11 protein-coding genes and 2 pseudogenes are annotated in these 15642 nt (G+C 64.0%); 8 read left to right on the top strand and 5 right to left on the bottom strand.

The annotated features are described in order from the left end of the window. Window positions 1-301 precede the first annotated feature (301 nt). On the top strand, window positions 302-604 hold the full coding sequence (locus AC3WTC_RS14830) for a hypothetical protein (protein WP_492711766.1): 303 nt from the start codon (window positions 302-304) through the stop codon (window positions 602-604). Here the strand turns inward: AC3WTC_RS14830 and AC3WTC_RS14835 are convergent. The 4 genes from AC3WTC_RS14835 to AC3WTC_RS14850 form a co-directional block, all read right to left on the bottom strand. Next, window positions 601-4947 carry an AAA domain-containing protein gene (locus AC3WTC_RS14835; RefSeq protein WP_492711768.1) on the bottom strand — a complete coding sequence of 1449 codons (4347 nt, stop codon included), beginning with the start codon at window positions 4945-4947 and terminating at the stop codon, window positions 601-603. The two genes, AC3WTC_RS14830 and AC3WTC_RS14835, sit on opposite strands and share 4 nt — an antisense overlap. Before the next feature lie 109 nt (window positions 4948-5056). Continuing rightward, a complete protein-coding gene (locus AC3WTC_RS14840; RefSeq protein WP_312400653.1) occupies window positions 5057-5986 on the bottom strand; it encodes a bifunctional helix-turn-helix transcriptional regulator/GNAT family N-acetyltransferase in 930 nt (309 codons plus the stop codon). Window positions 5987-6066: 80 nt separating this feature from the next. Continuing rightward, on the bottom strand, window positions 6067-7572 hold the full coding sequence (locus tag AC3WTC_RS14845) for a YifB family Mg chelatase-like AAA ATPase (protein WP_492711769.1): 1506 nt from the start codon (window positions 7570-7572) through the stop codon (window positions 6067-6069). 129 nt (window positions 7573-7701) lie between these two features. Then, a complete protein-coding gene (locus AC3WTC_RS14850) occupies window positions 7702-8052 on the bottom strand; it encodes a helix-turn-helix domain-containing protein (protein ID WP_025874546.1) in 351 nt (116 codons plus the stop codon). Window positions 8053-8499: 447 nt separating this feature from the next. Here AC3WTC_RS14850 and AC3WTC_RS14855 point away from each other — a divergent pair, with 447 nt between their 5' ends. From AC3WTC_RS14855 to AC3WTC_RS14880, 6 genes are all read left to right on the top strand, one after another. Further along, window positions 8500-8808 (top strand): hypothetical protein, encoded by a 309-nt coding sequence (locus AC3WTC_RS14855; RefSeq protein WP_059065428.1) that lies wholly within the window; start codon window positions 8500-8502, stop codon window positions 8806-8808. Between the two features lie 170 nt (window positions 8809-8978). After that, the gene (locus tag AC3WTC_RS14860; RefSeq protein WP_492711771.1) at window positions 8979-10226 is read left to right on the top strand and encodes a hypothetical protein; all 1248 of its coding nucleotides are present in this window, start codon (window positions 8979-8981) and stop codon (window positions 10224-10226) included. Beyond that, on the top strand, window positions 10223-11068 hold the full coding sequence (locus tag AC3WTC_RS14865; protein ID WP_492711772.1) for a hypothetical protein: 846 nt from the start codon (window positions 10223-10225) through the stop codon (window positions 11066-11068). Before AC3WTC_RS14860 ends, AC3WTC_RS14865 begins: the two co-directional genes overlap by 4 nt. Then, window positions 11058-11831, top strand: coding sequence for a class I SAM-dependent methyltransferase (locus AC3WTC_RS14870; RefSeq protein WP_492711774.1), 774 nt, complete (start codon window positions 11058-11060; stop codon window positions 11829-11831). Before AC3WTC_RS14865 ends, AC3WTC_RS14870 begins: the two co-directional genes overlap by 11 nt. 4 nt (window positions 11832-11835) lie before the next feature. Then, a complete protein-coding gene (locus AC3WTC_RS14875) occupies window positions 11836-13149 on the top strand; it encodes an ABC transporter permease (RefSeq protein ID WP_492711776.1) in 1314 nt (437 codons plus the stop codon). Continuing rightward, entirely contained in the window at window positions 13146-14393 is a 1248-nt protein-coding gene (locus tag AC3WTC_RS14880; protein WP_492711777.1) for an FtsX-like permease family protein, read from the top strand. Before AC3WTC_RS14875 ends, AC3WTC_RS14880 begins: the two co-directional genes overlap by 4 nt. Window positions 14394-15168: 775 nt before the next feature. Here AC3WTC_RS14880 and AC3WTC_RS14885 read toward each other — a convergent pair. After that, window positions 15169-15384 (bottom strand): annotated as a pseudogene (locus AC3WTC_RS14885) (cold-shock protein); the annotation flags it as partial. 16 nt (window positions 15385-15400) lie between these two features. On the opposite strand from AC3WTC_RS14885, the pseudogene AC3WTC_RS14890 reads away from it, so the two are divergent. Continuing rightward, a pseudogene (locus AC3WTC_RS14890) lies at window positions 15401-15601 on the top strand (hypothetical protein); the annotation flags it as partial. Window positions 15602-15642: the final 41 nt, after the last annotated feature.

Below are 15642 nucleotides of genomic sequence, written 5' to 3' on the forward strand. Positions count from 1 at the left end.
CAATCCGGTAGCGCCGGGCCATGCCCGGCGGAATCGCTCCGGCGCCGACGCGCCTTGCCAACCAAGGTTGGCATCTACCCAAGCGTGGCCCTTCGCCGCACGCAATCCGGTAGCGCCGGGCCATGCCCGGCGGAATCGCTCCACCCAAGCGGGCCATCCGCCGCACTTTGCACAATCAGCACTGATATTCCGGCACCAACGCAAGGTTCCCACAATGTTGCTGGGTCATCCTGTACGCATGGCACAGCACAACCCCCGTTTCCCTCCGGTCCGCAGGCGCGCCCATGGACGTGCGCGTCCGGTGCCGTTCGCAGCACCGGCGGTCGACCTGGAGGCCGAATACCAGTTCTGGCAGGTCTATGACCGCGTAGTCCGCCCCCTGCCCGGGGGCGGGTTCCGCTTGGCCTGGCTGGTGCTGCAGGCCGTGTACCGGGCGCGGGCGCGCTATCCCGCCGACACCCACAAGGCGGCGCTGTCGCGGGTACTTTTCGGTACCAACATGACCGAGGCGCGCGCGGCCGAACTGGAAGAACTCTACGGGCTGGTCAGCCGCAGGCTGGCGGCGGTGGCCGTGCGCACGCTGACACCCGGCAGCACCGTCTAGCCCGCCTTGCAGGGCATGCAGATCCGTCCCACCCCACCGGCACCGGCGCGCAGGTCAGGGTCGAAGAACTCTTCCTGGCTGCGGATCTGCCCGCAGCGGCTGCAGACTTTCTTCTCTTTCGATTCCAGCCCCTGCACCTGCTCGATCACCTGATCGACCGCTGCCGAGCGGATCTCCGTGCCGGCCACTTCAATCAGGCGATAGAGCCGGTCGGACAGCGTCTGCACCGGGTCGCTGCCGAGGTTGAACCGGTTGATGCGCAGGAAGCGGTAGCCGTAGCTTTCCAGGGTCAGCTGGCGCTCGACGTCGGCCTCCACCAGATAGCGCTCGTGGTTGCCCACATGCACCGGCTTGTCGCGGCGGAAATGGAATTCGAAGCCGTCGTACTCGATCACGATCTGCAGCGCGCCACGCACGGTCTGCACGGTCACCAGGAAGTCCACGCGCCACGCCGGGTGCTGATAGGTCGGGTCAAGCTGGCGGAGGTAGTCACCCACCGGGAACTGCGGAATGATCTCGACCGCATCACCATGGGCAAGCACGAACGGCGTCTGCTGCAGCCACTGCAGCACCTTCGATTCCATCGGGCTGCGCGCATCGGTCTGCGCGGCGTTGGGCGCGGGACGGTCCAGCTGGCTGGCGTAGTAACGCAGCGCATGGCCAATCGCGCCGCGGAACGCATCCACCGGCATCGAATGGACGAACCAGATCGCCTCCTGCGCACGGGAGAAGCCGACATTCAGGCGCTGCACTTTCAGCTTGTCTTCCACCGCATCCACCGCGCCGCTCAGGCTGACCGGGAAGATGTAGTTCAGCGCATCCTGGCCGGCAGTCGCCACCATCGAATAGAAGATCAGCCCGCGTTCCTCACCCTGGCAGGAGTCGACCGTCATCACCTTCAGGCGAAGCCGCTCTTCGAACTCGCGGCCGCGCGGATGGTTGAACAGCGTCTTGGACAACAGCGTCTGCTGCTCGCGGAACGGGGTGATGATGCCCACCGTGGGCGGCGCATCCGTATCCAGCAGTTCCACCAGGCGCTCGGCGATGAAGGCCGCTTCGGCGTCGTTGGTGCTGCGGCTGGTGCGGTGCCCACTGGCATCGACCTGGCTGAAGCGGATCACTTCCTGCAGCGGCCGGCTGCGGATCTTCAGCGCCTGCAGCTGATGGTTGTAGAAGGTGGAGGACGAGAACCCGATCAGTTCCGCATAGCTGCGGAAATGCTTGCGCAGCATCACCGAGTACGAGGCTGAGAGCGAGCAGAACTCCAGCACCGAGCGCTTCACATCGAACATGGCCAACCGTTCCAGCACGTCGGCCTGCTGGCTGACGTTGGTGCGGAAATAGTTGATCAGGTCCGAGCGGTACTTGTCGTTCAGCGCGATGCTGGCGTTGGCGGCCTTGACGTTGGAGAACTGCTTGGAGTCGCCCAGCACCACCACCTTGCGCGCGCGCAGCAGCGCCGGCAGCGCCTGCGCCACCGAGACCTGCGAGCCTTCGTCGATCACCAGCACGTCGAACAGGTCCGGTGCCAGCGGCATGTATTCGCCGAACTCGCGGATGCTGGCGATCATCACGGGGAACGACTCGCGCACGCTCTCGAACTTGTCCACCGGGAATTTCTGCCGGTTGGCGATCACGCCCGCCAATGCCCGCGCATCGGCGCGGTGATGATCCATGAAGCTGATCAGGCGCCCATCCACATGGGCATTCATCACCGAGGTGTTCAGGCGCTCCAGCTTGGTCTTGGTGCCCACATAGTCGTACTGCGGCGCGTCGACGAAGGCCTTGCGCGTGGCCATCCAGCCCTGCAGGAAGCGCAGGGTCAGCGCCCACAGTGCGGGATCGTCCTTCGGCTCGGCCAGCAGGGCCTCGACGATGGCCGGATTGAGCCGCGCCAGCAGGGTCATCGCCTGCCGTGCAACCGCCGCACCCGGGCCCGGCGCGGCGCCGTGGGCGATCTGCCGATAGCTGGCCGGCAGCTGCGTGCCCAGGCCTTCGGCCTCCAGCTTCATGCGCAGCGCGTTTGCGCCCTGCACGATGTCCTGCAGGGCGGCTGCATCCTGCTTGAGCAGCAGCGGGCGGGTGGTGCCGAGCTGGTTGAGCTGAAGCTCCAGCCCGCGCACCGCATTGCCACGCAGCAGATAGCCCAGCAGCGGCATCTTCAGCTGCTGGTACTGCAGCAACAGCGTGCCCAGCAGCCGTAACTGCTCGGCATCCAACGACTCGAACAGCGCCCAGCCGTCAACCGGTCGGTCGGCGAGGAAGGCGGTGGTCACCGCATCGCGGCGGATACGTTCGTCCAGTGAGGCCGGCGTGTAGTCGGTGCTGCCGAACAGGTCGGCAAGATAGGCTTCCAGTGCATCCGCCTGCGCGGTCACCGCTTCCAGCTCGGACAGCACGTTGGCATCCATCACCGCGTGTACCTGCTGCAGCACCGCGGGGGCGCGCTCGCCCAGCGCCGCCTCCTGCTCGTGCATGGTCTTCACTGCAGCAAGCGATACACGCCCCAGCGTCTGCACGGTAGTGGAGATGGCCTGCCGCAGTGTCTGCGCCGTGTCCTGGCGCTCGCTTTCGAGGGCGGGCTGGTTGGCCTTCATGGCCTTGGCGAAGGCCGAAATCTGGCTGATCGTGCCGGTGGAAGTCAGGCGCTTGAAGTTGTCCGCCTGCTGGCCCAACCGCAGGATCGGGTTGGGGAAATCGCGATCATGGCGAACCCGGCTCATCGCATCGGACAGCTTGTCGTACACCACGTCCAGCGCTTCGGTCTTGTCCGACAGCACCAGGCAGCTCTTCTTGTTGAACGCACAGTCCGCAGCGATGGCGGTGATGGTGTGCGACTTGCCGGTGCCAGGCGGGCCTTCGACCACCACGATGCGGCCCTGTGGTTCGCGCACCGCCAGCAGGATCTTGCGCTGTTCCTCGTTCAACGGAATGGGCGAATCGAACACCATGCGCTCCACCAGCGGCAGCGCATCCCAGGCCGATTCCACGCGTTCCCCGATGGGCTCGGGGTTGCGCATCAGCACGCCTTCCACCATGCCGTGGAAAAGATCCACCAGTTTCGACCCCCCATTACGGGCCTGGTCGATGATCTCCTCGAAATCATTCAGCAGCGCCTCGTCGGCGCGCTCGAACGCAGCCAGGTGCAGGGCAGGCGACAGCGCCACGGTGGCGGTGGAAGCCTCGCTGGCAGACGAGGAAAGCGAGACGTCGCCGCCCAGATCCATCGCGTTGGCCACCTGCCGGAACAGCGACGCCGCCACTTCGAACAGGCTCTGCGCCGGGTCGAGGTACTGGATGCGCTCCTGGATCGGCGACACCCACTCGCGGGCCATGCCCACGGCCAGTTCCTGCAGCACGAAGTCGATCGCGCGGCGGTTGGCGAACAGGCGGTTGCTGAGGGTCAGGGTGTAGCCCGACCCATCCTTGGCCCGCACCACGTCCAGCGGCAGGTAGAACACCGGGTACTGCACGCCCGCGTACTTGAGCGTGCCCACGTAGAGATACAGCTGCAGGCCATCGCCGGTGGCGACATAGGTTTCCAGGTCGCGGAACTCATGGAAGGCGTCGGCCGCCACGAAGTTCTCGAAGAAGTCCATCAGCGCGCTGATCGTGCCGTCGCGGGTCAGCTGATGCTCGCAGGCCTGCTGCAGCGGCAGCTCGTCACCGGTGGCCAGCAAGCGCGCCAGCACCTCCGGCAGGGTCTGGTGCAGATCCACAACGGAGCGGGTGACCAGATCCGACTCGGCCGCGTGCAGCGAATCCATCACCCAGTACGCCTGGCCCTGCAGTGGGCCGGCCAGATGCGCGATCAGCGGCCGCACCACCTGCACGCACATCGCATCCACCAGGGTGCCCTGCACCGATTCCACCCAGGCTTCCGGGTCTTCCAGTGCACCGGCCATGCTGGCGCGCGCCTTGTCCAGCACGGCCACGCGCACCGTGGCGATGGCGGTCTGGGTGATGGCGTTGACCTGCTCTTCGACGATGCGGCGCAGCGTCGCGCTGATCGGCCGGGTATAGCTGCGCGGGCCGATGGTGAACGAAAGCTCCTCGCCGGAGGGCCGGCTGAGCAGCTTCCACAGCTCCTTGTCCAACGCCGGATACGGCGCGGTGCGCATGCCCGCGCGGAAGCCGGAATCGCTGGTCAGCACGATGCGGCGCCGCGGTGCCTGCGCGCGCTTGAAATCCGATTCAAGGAAATCGCGGAAGTACTGCGAGATCCGCACCGCGATTTCGCGCATCTTCGTTTCACCCAGAGGCCCGTCGCCGCCGGTTGCCGCAGGTGTCAGCGGGGTGGACGCATCGGAGGTCGGCAGGTGCGGCGGTTGCAGAGTGCTCATGGATCAGAAGGCCGGCCTGCTGGGACAGGCGACATCGTAGACAGGGCCTTGCATGGTCGCACGCGGCGTGTGTGGCGGGGAGGGGCGCCTCCCGCGCCGTTGCTTCTGCTCAGGCCAGGTCGCGGGCCCACACCTGGCTGGTCTGGTCACTGCCGAAGCTGTGGTGGTGCTCTTCCTCCACCAGCGAAAAACCGGTCTTCTCATACAGGCGCACCGCATCCAGCAGCACCTTGTTCGTCCACAGCACCATGCGGGTATAACCGGCGGCACGCGCAAAGCCGATGGCTTCTTCCACCAGGCGGCGGCCGACGCCCAGGCCCCGCGCGGTGGCATCCACGTACAGCATGCGCAGCTTGGCCGTGGTGGCATCGTGGCGCACCACGAACACCGAGCCCACCATCTCGCCCTGGCGGTCGGCGATCCAGCAGCGGTCGGAGGTAGGGTCGAACTCGCGCAGGTACTTGCCGACGATGTCAGCCAGCAGCGCCTCGAACTCCTGGTTCCAGCCGTACTCCTGCGCGTACAGCCGCGCCTGCTTGTGTACCACCAGGCCCATGTCACCCGGCTGCGGGGCGCGCAGCACAACATCTGCCGGGCGCGTATCCAGCAGTTGCCCGATGCGGTCCATCGCGTCCACCAGCGCCTGCTGCTGCGCCTCCGGCAACGGCGCCAGCATGGCCAGCACTTCCTGGCGCGACGCCTCCTCGAAAGGCTGGAACGTCTGCCGGCCAAGCGCGGTCAGCGCCAGCAACTGCGAGCGGGCGTCGTCCGGGTGGGGTGTCTTCTCCAGGAGCCCCTGGCTCTCCAGCGTGGCGATCACGCGGCTGAGATAGCCGGCGTTGAGGCCCAGCTCCGTGCGCAGGTCCAACGCCCGCGCTGCCCCGCGGCTCGACAGTTCGTACAGCACACGCATTTCCGTCAGGGAAAACGGGCTGCCCAGCAGGTGGTCCTGCAGCACGCCAATGCGGCGGGTATAGAAGCGGTTGAAACGACGCACCTGCTCGGCGCGGTCGAGGGCTTGGCTGTGCTGGGCGGGCATGGCGGGTGTTCTTTGATTGCCTGAGGCAACTAATATTGTGTGCCTCAGGCAAGCAAGTCAACAGTGTGAGGACGGGGCCGCTATGTGCCCGGCTTGCCCCGGTCCAGCTGCCGGTAGCCGATGGCCTCGGCCAGGTGCGCGGTCTGGATGGTCTCGCTTTCGGCAAGATCGGCAATGGTGCGTGCCACGCGCAAGATGCGATGCATCGCCCGCGCCGACAGCTGCAGGCGCTCGATGGCTTGTTCCAGCAGATCCTGGTCGGCTTCGCTCAAGCGCGTGCACGCGCGCAGGGCAGCAGGCGGCAGGTGCGCGTTGAGGCCACCACGCGCCTGTTGCCGCGCATGTGCCGCTTCCACCCGCGAACGCACGCTGGCGCTGGGCTCGCCCAGCGGCGTGCTCTCGCGAAGCTCCACCGCATCCATGCGGCTCACGTTGATGTGCAGGTCGATGCGGTCCAGCAACGGGCCCGATACCCGTGCGCGGTAGCGGGTGATGCGCTCGTCGCTGCACAGGCAACGGTTGCTGCGGTCGCCGGCCCAGCCACAGGGACACGGGTTCATCGCCGCCACCAGTTGGAAGCGTGCCGGGTAGACCACGCTGCGCGCTGCGCGGGAGATGCGGATGTGACCCCACTCCAGCGGTTCGCGCAGGGTTTCCAATGCGCTGCGATTCCACTCCGGCAGTTCATCCAGGAACAGCACGCCGTGGTGCGCCAGCGAGATCTCGCCGGGGCAGGGCGGATTACCGCCGCCCACCAATGCCGCCGCGCTTGCGCTGTGGTGCGGCGCCCGGAACGGCCGCTGTCGCCAACGCTTCGGGTCCAGCCCTTCGCCGCTGACCGAGGTGATGGCCGCCAACTGCAGGGCATCGATCTCTTCGGAATCCGGCAACAGGCTGGGCAGGCGCGAGGCCAGCAGGGTCTTGCCGCAGCCGGGGCTGCCGATCAGCAATAGATGATGACCACCGGCCGCCGACACTTCCAGTGCCCGGCGCGCGAGCGCCTGTCCACGAACGTCGGCCAGATCGGGCAGTGGCAACGGTGTGGTGTCCACGCGTTCCACCTGCGGTAGCAAACGCGGGTTGCCCAGCCCGGCGCAGCATTCCAGCAGCGTGCGCGCCACGCGCACATCGGCGTGCTGGGCCAGCGCGGCTTCAGCGGCATTCCCCGGTGGCACGATCAGGATGCGCCCCGCTTCGGCGGCGGCCATGGCGGCCGGCAGCGCGCCGGATACGGGACGCAGCTCACCGGTCAGGCCAAGTTCGCCGAGGAACTCGTACTGCAGCAGCGACTGCGGCTCTACCTGACCGCTGGCCGCGAGGATGCCCAGCGCGATGGCCAGATCGTAGCGACCACCTTCTTTCGGCAGGTCCGCGGGGGCCAGGTTCAAGGTGATGCGCCGCTGCGGGAAGTCGAAGCGCGCGCAGAGCATCGCGGCACGCACGCGCTCGCGCGACTCGCGCACGCTGGTCTCGGCCAGGCCGACGATCTGGGTGACGGGCAGGCCACCAGAGAGATGTACTTCGATGCGCACCAGCGGGGCGTCGACCCCGGCGCGCGCACGGCTGTGGACCAGCGCCAGGCTCATGTGTGGTTTCCTGCGGAGGGGCGCTTGATGGTGAGGGGGCGGTGCGCCGATCACCATCGGAGTACTCCGGCGGGGTATATAGGATTTGTCCGGCCAGCCACTACGTGTGGTTCAGTCGTCGGGACGACGTCAGATATGGCGTTCGGCAGACCTCATCAACTCAACAATGTTATCGAGGAGGGAGATCGGAAGGTTGCGCGATGCCGTCAACATGTGGGCTTCCATTTGCAGGCGCATACCTTCTGGCTTCCCACCGTCGGCGATGGTGTCCCCCGTAATCAGCCAAGATACGCTCACGCACGTGACCCTGCTCAGCGCATGCAGATGGTCGATGGACGGCACGAAGCCTAGTTCGCGTTCCCAGTGGCCCACCGTCGCCCGGTTTACGTTCAGGGCTTTGGCGAGATCGGTTTGAGATAGCCCGTTGCTGATACGCGCAACGCGGATCCGGGCGGACAGTGAATCAGTGCGGAACTCCATGAATACTCCCCTTCCTATGCTGCCTTGCACAGGGTGTGCGGGGAAGTGTGTGAGCGCCAATACAGATCGTCAATTCTGTAGCAGTTCTACATATGTCGGTTCTCGCATGAATCTCTTCTTGAATGCGCTGAGGAGGCTGCTTCTGACACGTGGCGATGCGGGATGAACGCCGCGTCCTCCCTATCCTTGGCCAAGACGTTAGCGACAGTGACGTCCTTTCAGGGCCAACACGCAAGTGCAAATGCAAGCACTCGCCCCGTGATGGTTGCCCTCTGCACGTAGTGAAAGCTGGGGCGCAACCGCCCAAGCGCGGCGGAAGCTGTGCGCGGCACAGCAGCGAGGTTGCAGCTGGATGCCGGCGGGCCGTTGAATCAAGTTGAGCCACAACGCTGATCACGTTCGCAGCTCAGAAGATCAAATGCCCACCATTACATGGAGTAAAGAAAAATGACCCAACGCACTGCTGTGAAGACTCTCTCGTCCCTCACGCTGATCATTGCGGGTGTCGCGGCCGCAGGTTCGGCTTCTGCTGCTGCATCGAACGGAACTTTCGCCAATGACATTGCGGCGTCGACGTCCATCCAGGCGGATATGCAGTCTCTGAGCATCAGTGAGTTCAGAGACGAAAAATCTGCGCTTCTCGCAGATGGGCACCATCACTCCGATTCTTTCGGATCCCATCACCATCATGACACGGCGAGCAAGCAGATGGCATTTGCCTCGCGCATCGCCGCGGATTCCCGATTCGACGTCTGAAGAGAGAGGGGCGGGGATCTCTCCGCCCCTTGCACGTGAATCACTGTCATGCAGAGCCTATGGAGGCCGGAGGTGGTTTTTTATATTGGGCCTCAAAGTGGATTTGAAGGGTGGATAAGAGCGGCCAGGAGCAAGTGGCGAGGACGGCGATCACCACATGGAGTAGGAGAATGAGTTCGATGGCCCAGGCGCAGCCGCCAGATGTAAAGAACCCGATCTGCCTGATGGAAATCGCAGATACAACAGAAAGCATGGAGCCGGTCGTCGAGGGCATCCTCTGGTCAAGACTCCGCAGGATGAGAGCGCGACTTCAGGAAGTGCTTGCCGACCAGCAGTACGGGGCCATGGCTCGTGCCATGCACCAGATGTACCAGTCAATCAGTGCCGATCGCCAGGCTCGCGTACTGCTGAGTTCCGAGTTCTGCGAGCAGTATCTGTGCCTGGAGTCCGCGCGGAAGGGCAGGCTGGAGGCCGGAGCCGACGAGCAGGAGAGGGCAGAGGAACAGGCCCGCGCGCTTGGCGCGCTGCACGACATCATCGCTCGGGAGAAGTCGATCGCCGAACTGGCACAGGGACGGACCGGCAGGTACCTGAGGGAGGCGCGGCAGTGGCAGCTCTACAGTCCGGTTGGAGACTGCGTTGCGGAAAAGGATGCCACGGGCGTGTGGACCCTTCGGCAGTTGCCGAAGCTGGGTGACTGTATCGCGTTGGATCTTGAGAGCCCACCGGCGCGGCACCATGAGCCACGCTCTGGAGTGCTGAGCCAACCGTGCCTGCCGCTGACCGATGCGGAGCGTGAGCATGTCTCGCGAAAGCTGGCAGAGGCGCTGGCGGCGATTGATCGGTCAGAACCCATGTACGGCCTTCTCATCCGCAACTTCGTCCGGCGGATCACCGTACGCAAGTCGGCAGACGTCACCTCCGACGAAGCCGGCCGCTACGGCTCCGAGCATGTGCCGAGGCAGCCGGGTTCCATTCGGCTGCTGAACACGCATAACCCTGAGCTTCTGGTTGAGGCGTGCATGGAGAGCATCATGCATGAAAGCACGCACAACTATCTGGCCGCGTGGGAGCTTGCCAACGGGTTCTTCGTTGCCAATGACTACCAGCACCGTGTCGTGTCTCCGTGGTCCGGCAATCCCATTCCCAACTCCTCCTACATCCACGCGGTCTTCGTCTATTACGTGTGTCATCGCCTGCTCAAGCGTCATCTTGAGATCTCTCCGGGCCTGGGTGAAGCCGCCAAGCGCCACGTCCAGCGCAGGTTGGCCGTCTGCGCCGCCGGCTTCCTGATCGAGCAGGATCTGAGCGGTCGGTTGATGACCAAGGACGCCATCAATGGCGAGGTCGGGCAGATGATCGATCAGATGCAGGCCGAGATGAAGCGTCAGTATCGCTACGGGGAGTGGCAGCAATGAGCAGAACAGTCGTCATCCACGCGGATCACCTTGACCCGGTCGCGCTGCGGGCGCTGGCCACGGGTGTCCCCGCCATACACATTGATGAGCTGATACCAGTAATGGAGGGTCAACCCTGGCCTGAGGTTCTCCGGCTGAGCCCAGGTGCGCATCTTGAGAGTCTGTTCCGCGGAACCAAAGTGGTGAACCGGGTCTTCTCCCTGGAAGGAACGCAGGTCGAACGGTTCCTGGCCGAGCACGGAGTGGACGCCCGCTGGTTCCATATCCGCCTGCAGCCGCTTCTGGCACTGGGGGTGAGCCTCTGTCACGACACCGGCACGCGCGGCGTATCCCGGTGTCTGGCCCCGCTGAATGTGCAGTGGTTTGAACTCGAACGCGCTCTTCCCGAGGCGAATACGCCTGACTTCGCCTATAGCTTTGGCTACGAAGAACCAGACCTGTCCCGCATCGAGGACCCCATGCAGAAGTCGGTCTGGTCGCTTTTTGACTGGCGACAGGAACGGCAGCTTGATGACGAAGAGCGCCGCAGGCATCAGTTCCACGTGTCCAGGCCGAAGGGCGTCCCCGTGATCGCCTGGTTCCTTGGGCGGGACTACAACGGAATCCACTTTCCCCGTGGAAGCGTTGAGGTCGATGATGCTGTGTGCGGGCAGCTGACGCGAGCAGCTGCACAGGCCTTCCGTGCCGAAGCAGGAGAGATGCTCCTGTATGTGACGGACGAGGCGGTCACCTTCCATGCATTCTCGCCTTACCTTCGTTCCGTCGCCGCCGACGCGGCAGTGCAGGATGCGTTGGATGCGTGGTTGCTTGCCGGCAACGCCGGAGGTGTGAATGCTGCTTGAGAAGCTGAGCTCGCTGCGCGAGTCCATGGGCTGGGTCTACGGAAGCGAGGACCTGTGCGTACTGTTGTACAGCCTGGTCAAGCGGACCCGCCCGCGCATCGTGGTCGAACTGGGCACCGGCTTTGGCGTCACTGCGGCCTGGATGGCCGGTGCATTGCGGGAGAACGGCAGCGGTGTCATTCACACCTACGATAATGGCTCGCACTTCTCCAGTGAGCCAGGCATCAGGTTTGTCGAGGGCCTGCAGGGGCCGCTTGCCGATTCACTGCGGGAGATGGGGCAGGACTATCCCGCTTTCCTGCAGCACGTATTCCAGTGGGCCGGGGTCGAGAATCACGTTGTCGCCAATTGGCAGGAGATCGGCTTTGCCGATATTGCCCGGGCCCCCGCCTTTGACGGCGGAATAGACATGGTCTTCTCCGACTTCAACCACTCCCAGGACAGCATCCAAGCCTTGCTGGCGGCGTTTCTGCCGCGCATGGCGGAAAGCGCTTCGATCTTCATCGACAGTGCCTCCACCCAGCGGCTTGGTTACCTGACCCTGGAAGCCGTTGTGGACGCCCTGAATCAGAATAAGATACCCAGGGCGTTCATCAAGGATCGCAGCGAGCAGGACATTGACGCGCTGCTGCGTATGGTCCAACGCTCGCGCTTCCGGCTGATGCATCTGCTGGAAGCCTGCGATAGGGCGCAGAACAGCACGGCGTGGATCTCGATTGAACCGGTGGACGTGATTCCGACTGCGGCCACCTTCCTGCATTAGAGAGATGTATATGTTCGGCTATTACTTTGCGCTGGCCCGCACCAGGCTTCTGGAAACCAAGGGAATGAGCGCCGCGCTGATCCTGGCGCTGGGGTTGGGCATTGGCGCGAGCATGACGATGTTGACCGTCGTGCGGACAATGACGTGGGATCCACTGCCGGGGCGAAGCGAGCATCTCTATCACCCCTTCATTGACGCGCTTCCCACCTCCTACGACGTCAGGCCTGGCATGGACCCGCGGGTGGCCCTCACCTGGGTAGATGCGCAGAACCTGCTGCGGCAGGCCCCGGCATCCCATCAGACCGCGCTGGCATCTGCTCGTCTATTGGTGGATGCGCAGCGCAGCGTGCAGATTCCATTCTTCACGCAAGGGCAGTATGTCACTGCAGATGCGTTTGCCATGTTCGGCATCCCAGTGGTGCAGGGCAGGGCCTGGACGCGTGAAGATGATGCTGCCCACGCCCGGGTTGTCGTGCTGGGTCAGGATCTGGCTGCTCGTCTGGGCGGTGAAGGCCTGGTGGGAGCCACCGTCCGGCTTGGCGGCCAGGCATTCAGGGTGGTCGGTGTCGCCGGTCCGTGGAGCCCGCGCCCCCGGTTCTATACGGACCTTCAGCAGGATGTTTTCAAGGGGCGCGAAGACTTCTTCATCCCGATTGGTGTTGCAGCGGAAATGCAGATGGCGGTGTCCAGCAGCGTCTTCTCATGGAGCAGTGACAAGCCCCTCAATCGCCTGCAGGACGCCCGCACATCATGGGTCCAGTTCTGGGCCGAGTTGCCTGAAGCGGCCAGTGTCGAGCAGTACGAGCGCTTCCTGGGCAACTACGCACGTACACAGCACCAGGCGGGAAGGTTTGACAGGACAACTGCACCGCGGATGGTGTCCCTGAAGGACTTCCTGGTCGAGCATCGCATCATCCCCAACGAGGTGAAGCTGCAGCTGGCGCTGTGCCTGGGGTTCCTGATCGTTTGCCTGCTGAACATGAGTGCCTTGATCTTCGCCCGCTTCATCCGCCGGTCCCATGAAATATCGGTCCGTCGGGCGCTGGGTGCGCGTCGGCAGGACGTCATCTATCAGCTCTGCACTGAAGCACTGATCATCGGCGGCTTGGGCGGGGCGGTAGGGTTGATCGTTGCAGAAGCCGGCCTCTACCTTGTGCGGATGCAGCCGGAAGACTACGCCTCGCTGGCCAACATGGATCTGAGCATGGCCGCTCTCACCGTGGGCCTGGCGTGTGTCTCCAGTGTTATCGCTGCGTTCTTCCCTGCGCTGCGCGCTACCTCAGGCCGTCTGGCCATGCAGATCAAGGCGTCAGAATGAGCATTGCAGAAGTCCCCCTTATCGTCCGCGCGCTCACCCGCAACCGCTTCATCGCGTCCATTCTCCTGGTGCAGGTGCTGGTTGCCACGGCGTGCGTGACGAACCTTGCGTTTCTGCTGTCCGAGCGGCTGGGAACCCTCACCTACAAGACGGGCCTGGAAGAGGCGAACCTGGGCGTCATCGAGACCGAATACCTGGGGCCTGCAGCAGCCAACCCTGCAGCCTCGATCAGGACCGACCTGGAGGCCATCCGCCAGCAACCAGGCGTCGAACAGGTAATCGCAGCAGAGTCGCTTCCCCTCTCCCAGCGCAGCTGGTCGGTGGGATTCACCAACAAGGTGCTTGAAGGAAATGATATCTCCGGCATCGTCGAGGCAGAGCCGACTGTCTACACGGCATCTTCGCCAGCAGTCCAGGTGTTGGGCCTGACCCTTGTTGCCGGCCGTGACCTGTCTGCGGGAGCGTTCGTGCCGATGGAGGCCGGCGCCGACTATGCCGGGCTCTACAAGGCAAGCGAGGCCGTTGTCTCGCAGGCACTGGCAGACAAGCTGTTTCCGGAGGGCGGCGCAGTCGGCAAGTTCCTGTATGCCGATGCGCAGCACCCCATCCAGGTGGTCGGCATCGTCAAGACGCTTTCCCGGCCTGTTCTGAAGACCGATGCAGACAATGACATGTCACTCATTCTGCCGCTGATTCCGGACGGGCCTCGCGTGATGTTCGCCATCCGTGCCGCGGATGGGCGAGTGGCGGATGTGATTGCGTCCAGTGAGGCGACCTTGTCGCAGCGCGACGCAAACCGCACCATCGCCCGCAGCACCTCGTTCCGGGAACTGCGCGCCGACTACTTCCGCCACGATCAGACCATGGCGATCATGTTCCTGAGCTCCGGGTTGGCGCTGTTGGTGGTAACGGCTACGGGCGTGTACGGACTGGCCAGCTTCTGGGTTCGCAAGCGGTATCGTCAGATCGGTATCCGGCGCGCATTGGGCGCCCGGAAATCCGACATCCTCCGGTACTTCCTGGTGGAGAACCTGATTCTCACCGCCACCGGGTCTGTTGTCGGCACCGTACTGGCCATCGGCCTGAACAGGGCCGTGGCCCGGTACTACGAGGTGGCCAGGATCGAGGCGCCATTTCTCGCCATTGGCGTACTGACCGTGCTTCTGTTGGGCCAGGCCGCAGCATTTGTTCCGGCTCGACGAGCAGCCAAAGAAGCCCCGGTGGCGATCCTGCGTAGCGCCTGACCCGGACGGGTCTGTCATCCGGCCCGTGCTCGCGCCAAAGCACCGTTCCTTACGGCTACGCGATGGCGACTCGGAGGAGCTGCGATGGACAAGGCGTGTAACACGGCAGTGGAAGAAAGGAGTAACCGGCAATGCGATGCATTCGGATACTAACCCTCCTCTCGCTCGTCCTGGGCCTGCTGGGGTGCAGGAACGAGGTGGAGAGTTCAACGTATCCCGTGGGTCAGAGTGGAAAGACCTGCACTGCCGACAAGGGCTTTGATCGCTACCCCCCTGAAGGGGTTGTTGCCGAGCCTTCCAGGCGGGGGTTGGATAGTCGCAGGTTGATTCATAAAACAGTCTGCGGTTCGATCACCAGCTGGGAGATCCTTCCTGCGGGGGCGTCGATCAATCGGATACCTCCGCCAGATGTGTATGTAAGCGTCCGGCTGAGGGAAGACGGCTCCGTTTCCGTCAGTACGGACCGCCCATGATGTCGGCGCTGCCCCTGATGGTCGAGCATCGGGCCAGCGTCACTGGACGGTAGGATTGCTACGTGGGGCGCTGGGTTCGTCCAGTACCCGGAGAGGTCAGGCTCTGGCCGGACGCGAATCTGATCAATGACGGCGTCGCAATTCGTTTAATGCGACGGAGCCCAATCTGATGGTCTGCGGAGGGTGGACAGAGAACGCACGATGGTGCGACGGGCACTCTGCGGGCTGCGATCGGGAGTCGTTGGCGGAGCGGCTAGAGGGGATTACGACCAACGGCGGCCCGCGGTCCCCAACAAACAACGCTACTCATCAGGCACGTACTCATTGAAGCGCCCAAACAGCGCTTCGTTCCACGATGTTCCTGCACTCTCCACCAGCAACTCGCCCTCGTTCTGGTGGTAGTCCCACCATCGCTCGAAACTGAGACGCAGGCGTTCGATATCCGGCGCCCGCGTAAGTGCATCTGCGGGCATCCGGTTCAGCACGTGTGACGGGGCGTTTTCCACATCTATCACCAGATGGTGAGCCACACACGTGGTTGGTGGGTCTCACAATGGATGGAGTGGCCAAGACAAGTACCTCCATTGCATGGCAAACTGCCAAGCCGCACAGAAGGGCATGGGCGGATCTGCTGCTTCTCAGTGCATAAGCGACGGGCGCGAGTGGTTCGATCAGAACATCAAGGGCGACTCTGCCGCCGACTCCGCTGCGGATCAATTGGCAAATCGCCTTGGACGATCATCTGGACGAATAGCCTTGCTGGGAGTTGCTCGCAG

The sequence above is a fragment of the Stenotrophomonas sp. FW305-C-20-S1 genome, assembly GCF_058783335.1.

What these genes read in the sequence shown, in the direction of transcription:
- AC3WTC_RS14835 (WP_492711768.1), bottom strand. Translation starts at nt 4,947, where the DNA reads ATGAGCACTCTGCAACCGCCGCACCTGCCGACCTCCGATGCGTCCACC.
- AC3WTC_RS14840 (WP_312400653.1), bottom strand. Translation starts at nt 5,986, where the DNA reads ATGCCCGCCCAGCACAGCCAAGCCCTCGACCGCGCCGAGCAGGTGCGT.
- AC3WTC_RS14845 (WP_492711769.1), bottom strand. Translation starts at nt 7,572, where the DNA reads ATGAGCCTGGCGCTGGTCCACAGCCGTGCGCGCGCCGGGGTCGACGCC.
- AC3WTC_RS14850 (WP_025874546.1), bottom strand. Translation starts at nt 8,052, where the DNA reads ATGGAGTTCCGCACTGATTCACTGTCCGCCCGGATCCGCGTTGCGCGT.
- AC3WTC_RS14855 (WP_059065428.1), top strand. Translation starts at nt 8,500, where the DNA reads ATGACCCAACGCACTGCTGTGAAGACTCTCTCGTCCCTCACGCTGATC.
- AC3WTC_RS14860 (WP_492711771.1), top strand. Translation starts at nt 8,979, where the DNA reads ATGAGTTCGATGGCCCAGGCGCAGCCGCCAGATGTAAAGAACCCGATC.
- AC3WTC_RS14865 (WP_492711772.1), top strand. Translation starts at nt 10,223, where the DNA reads ATGAGCAGAACAGTCGTCATCCACGCGGATCACCTTGACCCGGTCGCG.
- AC3WTC_RS14870 (WP_492711774.1), top strand. Translation starts at nt 11,058, where the DNA reads ATGCTGCTTGAGAAGCTGAGCTCGCTGCGCGAGTCCATGGGCTGGGTC.
- AC3WTC_RS14875 (WP_492711776.1), top strand. Translation starts at nt 11,836, where the DNA reads ATGTATATGTTCGGCTATTACTTTGCGCTGGCCCGCACCAGGCTTCTG.
- AC3WTC_RS14880 (WP_492711777.1), top strand. Translation starts at nt 13,146, where the DNA reads ATGAGCATTGCAGAAGTCCCCCTTATCGTCCGCGCGCTCACCCGCAAC.